Annotated in this window: 15 protein-coding genes; all 15 read right to left on the bottom strand. The window is 35.9% G+C overall.

Annotation, left to right across the window (positions count from 1 at the left end; translation table 11 throughout):
• Positions 1-918 carry an RluA family pseudouridine synthase gene (locus tag T498_RS0112580; RefSeq protein WP_028236226.1) on the bottom strand — a complete coding sequence of 306 codons (918 nt, stop codon included), beginning with the start codon at positions 916-918 and terminating at the stop codon, positions 1-3.
• Positions 911-1438, bottom strand: coding sequence for a signal peptidase II (gene lspA, locus T498_RS0112575; RefSeq protein ID WP_051524782.1), 528 nt, complete (start codon positions 1436-1438; stop codon positions 911-913). Before lspA ends, T498_RS0112580 begins: the two co-directional genes overlap by 8 nt.
• Complete coding sequence (gene aroB / locus T498_RS0112570) at positions 1438-2526, bottom strand: 3-dehydroquinate synthase (RefSeq protein ID WP_028236224.1); 1089 nt, start codon at positions 2524-2526, stop codon at positions 1438-1440. The genes lspA and aroB overlap by 1 nt, the downstream gene beginning before the upstream one ends.
• Before the next feature lie 56 nt (positions 2527-2582).
• Entirely contained in the window at positions 2583-3095 is a 513-nt protein-coding gene (locus T498_RS0112565) for a cell division protein SepF (RefSeq protein WP_051524781.1), read from the bottom strand.
• Between the two features lie 21 nt (positions 3096-3116).
• Positions 3117-3821, bottom strand: coding sequence for a YggS family pyridoxal phosphate-dependent enzyme (locus T498_RS0112560; protein WP_028236222.1), 705 nt, complete (start codon positions 3819-3821; stop codon positions 3117-3119).
• A 15-nt stretch (positions 3822-3836) separates the two neighbouring features.
• Entirely contained in the window at positions 3837-5225 is a 1389-nt protein-coding gene (locus tag T498_RS0112555) for an HlyD family efflux transporter periplasmic adaptor subunit (protein WP_028236221.1), read from the bottom strand.
• Between the two features lie 48 nt (positions 5226-5273).
• Positions 5274-5696: a hypothetical protein gene (locus tag T498_RS0112550; protein ID WP_028236220.1), complete on the bottom strand. Its 423-nt coding sequence runs from the start codon at positions 5694-5696 to the stop codon at positions 5274-5276.
• A 67-nt stretch (positions 5697-5763) separates the two neighbouring features.
• On the bottom strand, positions 5764-6744 hold the full coding sequence (locus T498_RS0112545) for a D-alanyl-D-alanine carboxypeptidase family protein (RefSeq protein WP_028236219.1): 981 nt from the start codon (positions 6742-6744) through the stop codon (positions 5764-5766).
• Positions 6728-7123 (bottom strand): methylglyoxal synthase, encoded by a 396-nt coding sequence (locus tag T498_RS0112540; protein ID WP_028236218.1) that lies wholly within the window; start codon positions 7121-7123, stop codon positions 6728-6730. The genes T498_RS0112545 and T498_RS0112540 overlap by 17 nt, the downstream gene beginning before the upstream one ends.
• Positions 7124-8239, bottom strand: coding sequence for an FtsW/RodA/SpoVE family cell cycle protein (locus T498_RS0112535; RefSeq protein WP_028236217.1), 1116 nt, complete (start codon positions 8237-8239; stop codon positions 7124-7126).
• Complete coding sequence (locus T498_RS0112530) at positions 8239-8919, bottom strand: septum site-determining protein MinC (RefSeq protein ID WP_028236216.1); 681 nt, start codon at positions 8917-8919, stop codon at positions 8239-8241. The genes T498_RS0112535 and T498_RS0112530 overlap by 1 nt, the downstream gene beginning before the upstream one ends.
• 16 nt (positions 8920-8935) lie before the next feature.
• Positions 8936-11776, bottom strand: coding sequence for a penicillin-binding transpeptidase domain-containing protein (locus tag T498_RS0112525; RefSeq protein WP_051524779.1), 2841 nt, complete (start codon positions 11774-11776; stop codon positions 8936-8938).
• Positions 11763-12308, bottom strand: coding sequence for a rod shape-determining protein MreD (mreD, locus tag T498_RS0112520; protein ID WP_036978521.1), 546 nt, complete (start codon positions 12306-12308; stop codon positions 11763-11765). Before mreD ends, T498_RS0112525 begins: the two co-directional genes overlap by 14 nt.
• Positions 12301-13164 carry a rod shape-determining protein MreC gene (gene mreC, locus T498_RS0112515; RefSeq protein WP_028236213.1) on the bottom strand — a complete coding sequence of 288 codons (864 nt, stop codon included), beginning with the start codon at positions 13162-13164 and terminating at the stop codon, positions 12301-12303. The genes mreD and mreC overlap by 8 nt, the downstream gene beginning before the upstream one ends.
• A 10-nt stretch (positions 13165-13174) precedes the next feature.
• Positions 13175-14188 (bottom strand): rod shape-determining protein, encoded by a 1014-nt coding sequence (gene mreB, locus T498_RS0112510; RefSeq protein WP_028236212.1) that lies wholly within the window; start codon positions 14186-14188, stop codon positions 13175-13177.
• Positions 14189-14190: the final 2 nt, after the last annotated feature.

Genomic DNA, 14190 nt, shown 5'->3' with positions numbered 1-14190 from the left:
CTACTTAATTTCCTTTCTATGTTTTTCTAATAGTTTTTCAAAATATTCAGGAAGAGGTGCTTTTACCTCTACATATTCCTTTGTTGTAGGCTGTACAAAGCCAATCGTTTCGGCATGAAGTGTTTGGCCTTGTAGATTTTTTACAGGCTTTCCATATACATCGTCACCTAAAAGCGGATGACCGATATGAGCCATATGTACACGAATCTGATGCGTACGCCCGGTTTCAAGTTTGAATTGAACGAAACTAAATCCTTTATATTGCTCTAAAACGGTGAAATGAGTAATTGCATCTCTTCCATCGGGAACAACAGCCATCTTCTTTCTATCTTTCGGATTTCGGCCTATAGGAGCGTTTATAGTGCCTTCTTCATCTTTGAAATTGCCAACCACGATTCCTTTATAAATTCGATTAACTGAATGAACTTTAATTTGAGCTGCAATATCGTTATGAGCTTTATCATTCTTACATACTAAAAGCGAACCGGTGGTATTCATATCGATTCGATGCACGATTCCAGGACGGATTTCTCCGTTTATACCTGATAACGAATCTTTGCAATGAAACATCAAAGCATTCACAAGTGTACCAGAATAATGGCCTGGAGCGGGATGAACCACCATCCCCTTTGGCTTATTTACCACAATTAGATCTTCATCTTCGTAAAGAATATCAATAGGGATATCCTCTGGCTCAATGTCTATTTCTTTGACCGGCTCAATACTTACTACAATTTCGTCGCCAAGCTTTGTTTGATATTTAGATTTAACCTGCTTTCCATTAACCAAAACAAAGCCACTATCAATAGCTTTTTGATAGTAGCTTCTAGATTTTTCTGGTAAAGCTGATGCAAGATATTTGTCTATGCGAATACCTTCATCGCTTGAATCTTCAATTGAAAGATTAAATTCATCCATTCTTCTTAAACCTTAAATGTTGCTTTAATTCCTCTAAATCTTCATCCTTATAATAGAACATAATAAGGATAAACAAAAGTATTACTGAAACTGTCACATAACAATCGGCAACGTTAAATACAGGGAAATTTATTAGAGAAACATAAATGAAATCAACTACATAATGATTCATTATTCTATCGATGTAATTACCGATGGCGCCAGCTACAAGAAATACAATTATATAATTCAGTGGCAGGTTTTTGTTTGTTTTAGGCATCTTTCCGAGGATATATAACAATCCTACGCATAGTATCGGTGTGATAATTGAAAATAAAAGCTGCTTGCCTTCAAGCATTGAAAATGCAGCGCCAGTGTTTTCAAGATAATGTAGCTGCAAAACACCTTTGATAAGGATGATATCAGCCTTGTCCTTTAAAAAGGCTATTGCTCCAATTTTTGTAATCTGATCAAGGAATATCAGTAACAAAATGATTACAATATTCCAAATCATAACATATTTATTATTACGTTCTTTCATTAATCTAATACCTGTTCAATACTATATTTTAAATCTTCGTCGCTAAAATCCATATAAGCGGCTGCTTCTCCAATAGCTTTGAGGACTATGAATTTGATTTTAGCCCCGGCCATTTTCTTGTCTGACTTAGATGCTAAAACAATATCATCTGCAGATAAATTTGATAAAGATACAGGCAAATCAAAGGCTTTCAAAGTGTCAATTACATCTGAAACTTCATTTTGATTCACATATCCTAGTTTTGCAGATAAATGCATGGCACAAACCATTCCAAGGCTTACGCATTGACCGTGACCTAGCTTAAAGTTGCTAAGCTTTTCAATAGCATGACCAAGGGTGTGACCGAAATTAAGATAAGCTCTGATGCCTTTCTCTTTAGGATCTATTTCAACGACGTGGCCCTTTATTTTACAGCATTCTGAAACAGTATGTGCAAGGGCTTCATAGTCTTTATTCAAAATCGCTTGTTTATTGTCTTTGAGCCACTGATAAAAGCCTTTGTTTGCAATCAATGCGCTCTTAACAACTTCACCCATTCCGCAAGCAAAATTGTAATCATCGAGAGTGTTTAGTGTGTCTAGATTCATATATACAAGGCGAGGCATATAAAATGCTCCAACCATGTTTTTGTAGCCTTTAAAATCTACACCAGTCTTGCCACCAACAGAGCTATCGACTTGAGATAATAAGGTGGTTGGTATTTGGATAAAATCAATTCCTCTAAGGAATGTGGCTGCAGCGAAACCTGTCAAGTCACCCACAACGCCACCGCCAAGAGCTACAAGCAGTGAATTCCTGGTAAAATGCTTAAGAATCAAATGTTCATAAAGCATATTGACTGTATCAAGATTCTTGGAAGCCTCACCGGCATCAAAACTGAAGGAACAAACATTACTGGATGTTTGCTTGAATATATCCAAAACCTCAGCAAGATATATTGGGGCAACATTTGAATCAGAAACGATACAGATGTTATCGTATACATGATTTACCTCTGAATTAAAAAGCTCAAGTAAATCACTAAAATCAGGCCTAAAACAAATCTCGTAACAAGGTTTACCCTCGTAATTAATGATTAAATCGTGCATAGCGTGTCCTCATATACTAAATTAAAAGCACCAGACATTAAGCCTGGTGCCGGTTATTAAAAGCCAGTTTGAATTCCTGTGAAGTCAAAGGCATCTACGATTCCTGCCAAATCACCAGATAACTCAACTCCTGCAGGTGTGATAATGAAGATATAATCCTCAATACGCTGTAGATTTCCGTCGATTGCGTAGCAAGTACCACATGTGAAATCGATGATACGCTGTGCAACTCCTAAATCTAAGCCTTTCATGTTAAGTAAAACAGTTCTGTCTGCTAAAAGTGTCTCTGAAATTTCTCTAGCATCCTCAAATGAAGATGGCTTAATTACACAAACTTCCATGACTGCTCCTTTCCCTTTGTTTCTCATTGGTGTGATCTTTGGTGCAGGTTTAGAAGCTCTAGATTCTTTCTCAGAAGGCTTGTTTAAAACTGTACGCTTGTCTTCGTCATCTTTTCTTCCGAACTTGTTGAAGAATGATTTATCTTCCTCTTCTTCATATAAATCATCATCATAATCGTCGTCATAATCATCACTAAGATGCATAGCATCAAGCATTCTCTCAAACATATCAATTCTCCTCTTTTAGTTCTATATGTTGTAGTTTCTCTCTCCAAAAATGGCTGTACCCACTCTCACATGAGTAGCACCCTCCTCTATGGCTACTTCAAAATCATTTGTCATACCCATAGATATAATTCTCATATCTACATTATCAATGTTTTCTTCTGCTATGTCAACAGATAAAACCTTTATTTTGTGAAAAATTGCTCTATTTTCTTCTGGAACCACAACATTTGGTGCTATAGTCATTAAACCTTTGATGCGTACATTTTCTAAGTGAGAGATCTCCTCACAGAGCTGTTTTGTTTCTTCTAACTTAACTCCAAATTTTGTTGCTTCATTGGCTGCGTTAACTTCGATTAGGATTGGTACTGTAATATTGTGCTTTTTAGCCTGAATATTGATTTCTTCAGCCAATCTATAGCTGTCTACTGAATGAATAAGTTTAACCTTATCTACGATATATTTAACTTTGTTGCGCTGTAAATGTCCGATGAGATGCCAGTTAATATCCTGTGGAAGTTCTGGAATTTTACCTGTAAGCTCCTGAACCTTATTTTCACCGAATTCTCTAACACCCTGATCATAGATAACCTGTAAGTCTTCTACAGGCTTAGTCTTACTAACAGCAATGAGAGTAACCTCACTTCTATCTCTACCAGCTCTCTTGCAAGCAGCTGCCACTCTCTCTTCTACTGATGCTAAATTATTCATTAAATCGTCTTTACGCATTGTATATCTCCTTGATTAGTTAATAATTGTATTTTCCTCTACTTCATTTCCTTGTAAAACGATGTGATCATACATGGAAATTCCGTAGTTAGTGCCTGTTTTGATGATGGAATAATCATCATTTTGATATAAAACTTCTATCTGTTTGAAAACAGCATAACCCTTATTAACATTATATACACCCTCAAGACTGTCCATATCGGAGCCTACTACATAAGTCTCGTTGGAATTTGGCTTAACCAGCTTATCCCCCCTGGTAAGGATTTCATCATCTACAAAGTAGAAATCGTCGTTTTCATAATAAATTGTAGGAGTTACAAATACATTTTCGTTACCTGATTGTAAAAGGAAACCTGCGTCATCAGTGTTATTCCCTTGAATCATGTACCCCTTAGGTATTGTGTAGAAATCCTTAAGTACAATTGAAGAATTTGGTATCTTTAATCCGGAAATATTGTTATTAATGATTTTGATGTGGACGAAACGAGAATCTGCATATCTATCCATTGAATCATCAAGTGTCAAAATAAGGTAATATTTTCCGGCCTTTTCTGCAAAATCAAGATTTGTCCAGGTTTCAGCCTCATCCTCTAAAAACTTGATTTTAAGATATGTTTCTCCCTGCAATGAATCGTATAGAGTTTTGTCTACCTCAAAAACCAAGTTCCAATGATCCGATGTTATAACTTTGTATACTGCTTGACCTGCCACGACAGATTCCTGAGCTTTAAGATTAACACTAGAATAATTGCTAATATCAAGTGAATCTGACATAAAATTGTCTATAGTCAAATCCTCTAAACCATCAATGGAATAAACTACAAGACCCGGAACAGGACTGTTATAAATATTAAATGAACCATTTGCTACAGCTTGATTGAGTGAATCGCCCATGGCTTCCATGGCTGAAACAGTATATAGCTGCTCAACCTGGGATTCCAGCTCATTCTTAAAAGCATAAGTCTTATTAAACTCTGATGGCTCATAATCTAACACGTAATTGGTTACAAGACTCTGAATCTTATCGTAAGATTCTTCATCAAGCGTTATTTCTGATTTTTCGGTAGATTCTTTAATTGAAGATAGAATCTCACCGGTTGTATCTAAGGCGTAAATCTGAGTCTTCGAACCTACCTTTCCAAAATTCTCAGAAAGATAAAGTACATCACCACTATTTTCAGCAGTGATAACCTGTTCTTCTCGTATTGCCAATGCATTGTACTCAAGATTTGATGAAATTGAGCCTTGAGATACTTCGTAAACAGTAATATTATCGGCGGTAATGTAAGTAAACAAATGATAAATCATATAGATAAACATTACACCGATAATAATAAAGCCAATAGAAAAATGGTATTGCTTTGGATATTTAATTATTTTGTCATTCTTTTTAGCTTTTTTCATTCTTTCACATAAATTTAGGCCACGCAAGGTGGCCTAACAATCGTTATATTATAGAGAAACGATGATTTTACTCTTCGCGTCTGCTGGTAAATCCTTTTCGTTTTTGCTTACTGATAAAACAAACTTAACTTCGAACATATCGCAAATCTTATTTAATTTACTTAAAGCCTTACTAAATCCGTCGTTATCATTAATATAGGATACAGTTAGAAAACTATCTAAAAATACTTCTTGAATATCAGAATTCTGTGATAATACGCCACTTAAGAAACCAAGAAATTCATCTGTAGATTCGATTGGATAATCCCCCATGTTAATCAAACGAATCTTAGAATCTAATTCATACATGTGCTTTGTGTTTTTATCTATATAGACAATTGAGCCGTCGACATTCTTAATATCGGCATTTACCTTGTCTAATAGATATTTTGTCTTACCCTTACCCTTTTCGCCTGAAATAATTTCCACCATATCCAAATACCTCCCTTAAAGTTTTGTTATATTTATCATAGCATAACGCTATTAAAACCTAAATACTTTACACGCAATAATTAGTTAAAATCTGATTCATTAAAAGATATAGATTTGAACGACAATCTGCGTTAAAAACAATAGAGATTATTTTATCGTGATCTTCATTTTCAGACAGTAAAACTAGACAATAACCTGCTGCGCCAGTTGTTCCTGTCTTGCCTCCTAGGATAGTAAAACCATTAGGAGTGCTTACTTTACCGGTGATGTATTGATTTGTAGTGTTCCATTCAACTGTTTTGGCTGCGCCACCGCTGGTGTAATTAGCAGTGTAAGTGCTTGCAGTGAAGATATTATAGAATGTCTCGTTTTGCATAGCGGCATTCAAGATGAGATACATATCATATACGGTAGTGTAATGATTTTCATCGTGAAGTCCGTTAGGTGTAACGAAATTAGTGTTTGTAGCACCTAATGATTTAGCTGTAGAATTCATCAGTGCAACAAATGAATCTACATCACCCTCAAGACCTTCTGCAATTGCAACAGCTGCATCGTTACCAGAACGAAGCATTAAGCCATATAGTAAATCTCGAAGGGAAATAACATCCCCTTCTTTAAGATTGATTACTGAAGAATCACTTGCCTGATCAACAGCATTTGCACTGACTGTATAGTAATCGTCAAGATTGCCATAAAGACAAGCTATATAGGCTGTTAGAATCTTTGTGGTAGATGCTGGATACATCTTTTCATGCATATTCTGAGCATAGACTACAGTCTGTTCTGTGGTGTTGAAAGCTCCGGCTGCTCCAGCAACTTGAGAATCAACGGCAGATGTACCTAAATCATCAGTACCAACTACACATAAATCCTGAGCAAAAAGCTCCACGTCTGAATTAGCGCCATTATGTGTGATTCCGTAGGTAAAAGAAGAATCGTAAAGATTGTAAGTTGCTATAGATTCTTCTGATTTACCACAAGCAACCATGATAAAGGAAATACAAAATATTAATGATAATGCTATAAACTTATTTATACATTTCACGCCACTCAAGATCCCCTCTATCTAATGATTTGATAAGTAACTCTGCAGTAGCAAGATTTGTCGCAAGTGGAATGTTGTTAGCATCGCATATACGAACGATGTTGTTAACATCTGGCTCATGAGATTTTACAGTCAAAGGATCTCTTAAGAAAATGACTAAGTCAATTTCATTTTGTTCAATCTGAGCACCAAGCTGTTGAGTACCACCAAGGTGTCCAGCAAGATATTTATGTACGCTAAGATTTGTTACTTCCTCAACTAAGCGACCGGTTGTTCCTGTAGCAAATATTTCGTTTTTGCTGAGAATACCTCTGTACGCAATACAGAAATTCTGCATAAGCTTTTTCTTTGAGTCGTGTGCAACTAATCCAATATTCATTTAAAATAGCCTCCCAGTATTATTTTTTGATTGAAGACCAACATTTAATACGATTCCGACACCAAAATAAATGGTAACCAGTGATGTCAGACCATAACTAACAAAAGGAAGTGGTAGGCCTGTATTTGGCATTAAGCCAGTAACTACACAGATGTTTACAAAACTTTGGAATCCAATAAGTGTAGCCATGCCAACACAGATAAGTTTGCCTGAAATATCCTTTGCATTCTTGGCAATCAATAGTATTTCAATTGTGATAAAGAAGATAAGTGCAATAATTATTGCAGAACCAACAAAACCTAACTCTTCTCCCGCTACAGCAAATATAAAATCTGTGTGTGGCTCTGATATATAATTACCATTCTTAACTGAATCAAAAGCCTCGTTACCAAGACCTTTACCCATAAGCTGGCCAGAACCAATGGCCATAATTGAATTCTGCTGCTGGTATGAGCTTGATGGATACTCTTCTGGCTTTAACCACGCAAGAATTCGAAGTCCCTGGTATTCGTTAAGAATAGTCTGCCCTTCTCTAGTGATAAGTATAAGCAAAAGCGCTATTGAAGGAATTGTAACACCTACAACTGTACCAACTAATTTATAACTAATCCCCGTTACAAATATCATAACACAAATAATCATCATTGTGACAATTGTAGTCGATAAATCTGGTTCTTTTTCTATTAAAAATAGAGGAATTGCAGATAAAAATAACGTAATTCCGATAGTTTTAGGCTTATTTATGTCTTCTTCATGCATCATAAAAAACCATGCAAAGAATAGAATAAGTAAAATCTTACCTAACTCTGATGGCTGGAATCTGATACCCATTTCAATCCATCTGGTAGCACCACCGGATTCTGAACCGAAAAACAATACGGAAATAAGCAGTACTATAACTACCCCGTAATAAATCCAATGAAAATGAAGCAGAAAATCATAATCGATTAAGGCCATTCCACTCATAACAAAAATACCTAGAATCATACCCAGGATTTGCTTTTGCTGATTGGATTCATTGGCACTACCAATAACGAAAATTCCAATAATTGTAAGAGCAATTACCGCTGTTATTAACTTTAAATCAAGGTTTTTAAATTTATAATTGTGAAACATTATTTTATCCTTCTAAGTAATCCGCTGCTTAAAGGCTCTGCCAATAATTCTCCATTCCATACAGTGACACCAACAGGTTCTTTTTCTTTGCGATGAACTCTAAGTGACCACTTCTCCTGCAATGTAACCTCTCCGGAAATATTTCCGATAGTAAGATTTTTGCTATTGAGAACTCCAGCTGCTATATAACAGCCAGAATTGTCAGGATATCCAGCATAGGCACTTCCATCAAGATTTCCCATAACGATGATATTTCCTTTTGCAACAACGCTGGCCTTAGACTTTACATCTCCAAGTATAATGATGCTTGAATCAGATTTAACTTCATCATTTTTCATGACGCTTCCTCTGATAATTTTAGCATTTTCAAAAATGTTATCTGCATAAAATCTGTCGATCTCGCCAAGCATTCTAGTATCTTTGAGCTCATTATTTTCGTGAAGAAGAATTATTTTGATTTTGGAATTAAGCTCGATTGCCTGTATAAGAATCATGCCTTCTTCACTAGATAATTCTCTGCCTATAGTTTCGAGAATCATGGATGTCTCGCCAAAGAAATCTGCAGAGGCTGCAAACTTTTCACATACTTTTCTAATTAAATCTGCAAATGGCATGACTGGATCAAGCTGTAATGTCAAACCATATTTGTTACTTTTTAAAATAACTGCATCTTTAGACATATTATTCTCCTATTTTTTAATCTGTAAATTCATTCTCTGAATTTGAAACAATATTAGCTTCACCATCAAGTAGCTCTTCTGTTTCAGAAACACCAAAGTAGTAAGCCAAAATATCTTTTGAAACCTCGGCTGCATTATGTGATGTATAACCGTAAGCAATACGGGTAGCAATGGCAACCTCCGGGTTATTATATGGAGCAAATCCAATGAATAACGCGTGGTTAGGACGATTTGATACCTGCTGCGCAGTACCTGTCTTACCAGCAACCTCAACAGAGAAATTGTTGAAGGATGATAATGACTCGCAAACCATTCTCATACCATAATGGATAGCATCCCACTGTTCTGTATTCAAAACGTCAACCTGATTTCTAACTGATGGCCCATAGCTTTCGATAACATTTCCATCAGGGTCCTTAACACTATCTAAAAGTGTAAGTTTGTAAACTGTACCGCGGCTTGCGATTGCTGTTGCATATCGAGCAAGACCAACAGTTGTAAAGTTGTTATCAGACTGACCGATGGCGGCCATGACAGGATATTCCGTAGCAATATGAGGTGTATTCTCTTCTACTTCCACGCCAGTGGTCTCATCCAAGCCATAGAGTGATGCATACTTTGTAATCTTTTCGATACCTGTAACATCATCATAAGCGCCGTCACCGCCAGCTAATCTCCAACCAACTTCATAGAAGAAGTAGTTACAAGAATCTCTGATAGCTTCTGATACATTGATGCTACCATGGTTGCTAGGATAAATCCAACACTTAGGATTGTTAGATACTTTTGTATACTGGCCTAAATCAGTGATTTCTGAAGTGGTAGTAATAACTCCCTCTGCAAGACCGGCTGTTGAGCTGACAATCTTAAATGTAGAACCAGGCGCTGTACGCTGCTGAGTAGCATAATTGTAAAGCGGATTGGCCGCACTATTAGTAAGGTACGAATAATAATCTGAGTCAACTGAATTAGCCAAGCGATTATTATCGTAGCCAGGATAAGTAACCATCGCTAAAACTTCACCAGTCTTAGCATCAAGGATTACAGTAGAACCTGAGCATGGATCAAGTGCAAGCTGGCCAGGTGTGATTTCAAGTGACTTAATTTTCTTAAGCATGAAATCGTAAGCTGTCATATTACCCCCAGAGAGGGCCGAATAATCTTCATCATCAGTAGATAAAACTCCCTGATCATAAAGAATCAGGCAAAGCTGATATCCGCTAATTCCATCGTCTAACAATAAGTACTTGTATACAAGCTTCTGGAAGTTAACATCAGTAGAAAGATAATCAATTATGTAATCTACCAAATCGTTATAAAGCTCTTCTGTATCAGCATACTTAGCTTCTTCTTCGTATTTTGTAATATCAATCCAATTTTGCTCTATAGCATAAATCAAGTATTGATTTACAGCCATTTCCTCTGATGTCCAGCTCTTTTGTACATCGGAGTTGTTATCGATAGCATTAGCATCAAAAATGCCCATGCTCTTAAGCTTGGTAACGATGTATGTAGAATATGCCTGATACTCTTCCGGCAACTCGTTGTAAACAGTATTGTTTGAAAAACGAAGCTGAGTCTTAAGAGCTGCAAGCACCTCTTTTTGCTTAGATTCATAGGCACTTAAAACAGCTTTTTCTGTATCAGTAGCATTAGCATCGTGGAATGCATTAATATCAATGATTCCATTTTTTATCAATGAATAATAAACATCATAAATTGGTACAACTACGTCTGATGATGAATTATTGCTTGATTCTTTTATGTTTTGAATCTTTGAATACAAAATACCTGCAATCTCCTGCTCAAGAAGAATATAAGCGGCCTTCTGCAAATCCATATCAATAGAAAGGTAAACATCATTACCAGATTCTGCGGCTTTGTAATCACCCTCTGCAATAGTGTTACCTACACTGTCTACGTATAAAGTCTCGTAGCCCTTTGTACCAGTAAGGTAATCATTCATGTATTTTTCGATGCCTGATTTACCTACTACATCTGAGGTCTCGATAGAATCATCTTCCTTTGAAAGTTCTTTGTATTCGGATGTAGAAATCTGACCTGTGTAGCCGATAATGTGAGCAAAATATTCGCTGTCTACGTATCTACGAAGTGATTTTTGCTCTACATCAACACCTGTGAGCTCATTAATATTTTCCTTTATGTAGGCAACAGATTCATCAGAGATATCTGATGCGATTACAGTAGAAATATACTTCTGGTATGAGTTTTGGCCCATGTTGTAACGGACAATCATTACCTCATAGCGAAGTTTCTTAGAGTAATCGGAAGAAATGTTATATACATTTTCTCCTTCAAGATAATTAATGATTTCATCTGGTGTAGCAGTTGCTTCATCAAAGCCTAGTTTTTCGTTGTATTCAAGGTCATCAATACTGTTCTTTCCGAAAACATCTGCTCTAAAGCGCTGAAGAGCATTTCCAGAATTGATGAACTGAAATTCTCCAGAAGAATCAATGTAGATACCGAAATTGTTATCGATTTTATCTCCATTTTTCTCCAGCTTTGTAATGATTTCAGCAATTTCTTTATTTAAAGATTGACTACGCTCTTTTTTGTTGGAATATGTTCCAGTATCTTGAATTGTGACAGCATAAACCAACTCATTATAAGCTAAAAGATTGCCATTTCTATCGTAAATGTTACCTCTTATGGCTGGTATAGTTTCTGTTTTTTCAAGCTTGAGATTATAATTATCCTGATACTGACTACCACTGATAATTTGTAAATAAAAAAGACGTGAAACAAGAACAGTAGCAAAGAAAATCATTGCCACTGATACTACACGAATTCGAGAAGAAAATGCATTTTTTAAAAAGTCCTTAATAATTTCCAATTCTATCAGAACCTTTCTTTTCGAGTTTATCTACCCAATTGTTTAAATGAAGTATTAAATAATAAACAAAAATGGATACAAGTAAAGTATAAACAACCTCAGGTAAAATGATATTTATTAAATAATAAGAAAAATCATACTGAGATCTGATAGCAAATAAAATTAGGTATGTTACAATTCCATAGATTAAATCACTTGTGCCTATCAGTATCATAGGAAGACGTAAATCATCTCCATAGAATTGTTTTCGAAACATACCGTTAAGAAGACCTATGTACATATAAATCAAGGCGTACATTCCAAAAAGATTTCCGGAAAATACATCCAGTAAAAGTCCTGTACAAAATCCAATGATAATACCGTACTTCCGCCCCTTCATGAAACCATAGGTGGAAACTACGCATACTAGAATATTAGGCGTGACACTAGCAAGCTGAAAATGGCTAAATATGCTTGTTTGAAGTAAAAAGCATACATAAATAACAGCTGCTATTATCAATATTCTTCTTAAATATTGTTTATAATCAGTCACCTTTATATGACTCCTTCGTCTGCAAAATTACGAGAACGTCTGATAAGTGCTTAAAATCTACAACTGGAGTAATAGTTCCAGATTTTGTTAATTCATTTTCATCTAAAGAAACTGAAGAAATATAGCCAATCATAAGACCTGGCAAATACTTATCAGAAATATTTGATGTAGTGACAACATCACCAATAGCAACCTGATCATCATCGTCATCTAAGTTAGAAAATAGAATTACATTGTCTGAAGTCATACTCTGCAATGAACCAGATACAATACAATTATCCTCTGTTGATGAGATAGTTGCACTGACATTGGATGTATCGTCAACGATTGCTCTAACTGTGGCGTAAGAATCACCTACAGAAGTAACGATTCCTACTAAACCGCCATCAGCAATAACATTCATATTGATTTCGATTCCATCCTTAGAACCTTTATCTATTGTAAAAGTGTTAAACCAATTAGAAGTTCCTCTTCCGATTATACGAGCTCCAGTTGTTTCGTAATCGAAATAAGTCTGATCTAGCTCATATAATTCTTGAAGTTCATCAAGCTCCTTGAGCTTAAGCTCATAGTTGCTAATAGAAGCATTTAAATCTTCCACTTGCTTCTGAAGCTCTTCGTTTTCTTTAACTAATTCCTCTTTTGTTTTGGTATCTGCTGATGAAATAGCAATTGTACTTCCAATGAAATCTATACCCTTTTGCATAGGAATAAAGATGTGGTTGGAAATAGTCAAAAGTGGTCCACCAGTAAAACCGGTAGAATAGCTGAAGAATAAGAGCATTATGCAAATAATGGAAAGAATCATGAGCAAATATTTACTTGGAACTCCTCCACCTGCTTTTCTTTGTCTCATAAGCCCTCAATTATTTAAAAATTCTTGTTTTCATACTATAACCATATGTCTTGAACTTGGCATCAGAAAGAACCTGACCAAGACCGCGAACACATGATTCCTGAGGCTCATCAAAAGCGTTAACCTTGATGTTTGTAACCTGTGAAAATAACTCAGTGAGCTGGTAAAGCTTTGATGTACCACCTGTAAGATAGATACCTGCATGTACAATATCCTTTGCTAGCTCTGGTGGAACCTTTTCAAGGATAAGCTTAACATTTGTACAGAAGCTTTCAAGATCGCTGCGGATTGCATTGTAAATAACATCGCTTTCGATTTCCATTTCTATTGGTAAACCACTAACGACGTCACGACCAACAACTGTAAGCTTCTCTCCTCTGCCCTCTATTGCAGAACCGATTTCTTCCTTAAGCTGCTTTGCAGTTTTCTGTCCGATTACAAGATTATAGTTTCTCTTGAGATATGTAACGATAGACTCATCAATCTGATTGCCACCAAATGGAAGAAGCTCTGATAAAACAAGACCACCAAGAGAAATGACAGAGATTTCTGTTGTGTCAGCACCTAAATCTACAACCATAACACCTGTAGGCTCAGATACATCGATGCCCATACCGATTGCACTAGCAATTGGCTTTTCGCATATACGAACTGAATGAGGCTTATTCTTAGATTTGCTGAATAAATCTGCAAATGCCTTTTTCTCTACCTCTGTAATATCTGTAGGAACAGCAACAACAATATCACTGCCCTTTATCTTGCCTTTTAAATCGTGCTCCAATACCTCAAAAAGCATTGTTTGCATATTATCAAAATCTGCGATAACTCCGGAAACGATTGGGAAAGAAACCTGAATAGACTCAGGTGCCTTCTCATGCATTGAATATGCGCTATCTCCGTAAGCATACATTTGATTTTTATTTACGATTGCGATTGCATTTTTTATATTAGTAATTTGATTATTTGAACCACTGAAAACTTTGAGATTCTGAGTTCCAATATCAATACCAAATGAATTGGCCATAA

The organism is Pseudobutyrivibrio sp. MD2005 (assembly GCF_000621865.1).
Taxonomy (GTDB): domain Bacteria; phylum Bacillota; class Clostridia; order Lachnospirales; family Lachnospiraceae; genus Pseudobutyrivibrio.
The sequence above is the reverse complement of the archived record's forward strand: the minus strand, read 5'-3'. Positions and strand labels throughout refer to the sequence as shown.

Bases quoted from the DNA above. Each gene is read 5' to 3' on its own strand.
- T498_RS0112580 (WP_028236226.1), bottom strand. From the start codon at position 918: ATGGATGAATTTAATCTTTCAATTGAAGATTCAAGCGATGAAGGTATT.
- lspA (WP_051524782.1), bottom strand. From the start codon at position 1,438: ATGAAAGAACGTAATAATAAATATGTTATGATTTGGAATATTGTAATC.
- aroB (WP_028236224.1), bottom strand. From the start codon at position 2,526: ATGCACGATTTAATCATTAATTACGAGGGTAAACCTTGTTACGAGATT.
- T498_RS0112565 (WP_051524781.1), bottom strand. From the start codon at position 3,095: ATGTTTGAGAGAATGCTTGATGCTATGCATCTTAGTGATGATTATGAC.
- T498_RS0112560 (WP_028236222.1), bottom strand. From the start codon at position 3,821: ATGCGTAAAGACGATTTAATGAATAATTTAGCATCAGTAGAAGAGAGA.
- T498_RS0112555 (WP_028236221.1), bottom strand. From the start codon at position 5,225: ATGAAAAAAGCTAAAAAGAATGACAAAATAATTAAATATCCAAAGCAA.
- T498_RS0112550 (WP_028236220.1), bottom strand. From the start codon at position 5,696: ATGGTGGAAATTATTTCAGGCGAAAAGGGTAAGGGTAAGACAAAATAT.
- T498_RS0112540 (WP_028236218.1), bottom strand. From the start codon at position 7,123: ATGAATATTGGATTAGTTGCACACGACTCAAAGAAAAAGCTTATGCAG.
- T498_RS0112535 (WP_028236217.1), bottom strand. From the start codon at position 8,239: ATGTTTCACAATTATAAATTTAAAAACCTTGATTTAAAGTTAATAACA.
- T498_RS0112530 (WP_028236216.1), bottom strand. From the start codon at position 8,919: ATGTCTAAAGATGCAGTTATTTTAAAAAGTAACAAATATGGTTTGACA.
- mreC (WP_028236213.1), bottom strand. From the start codon at position 13,164: ATGAGACAAAGAAAAGCAGGTGGAGGAGTTCCAAGTAAATATTTGCTC.
- mreB (WP_028236212.1), bottom strand. From the start codon at position 14,188: ATGGCCAATTCATTTGGTATTGATATTGGAACTCAGAATCTCAAAGTT.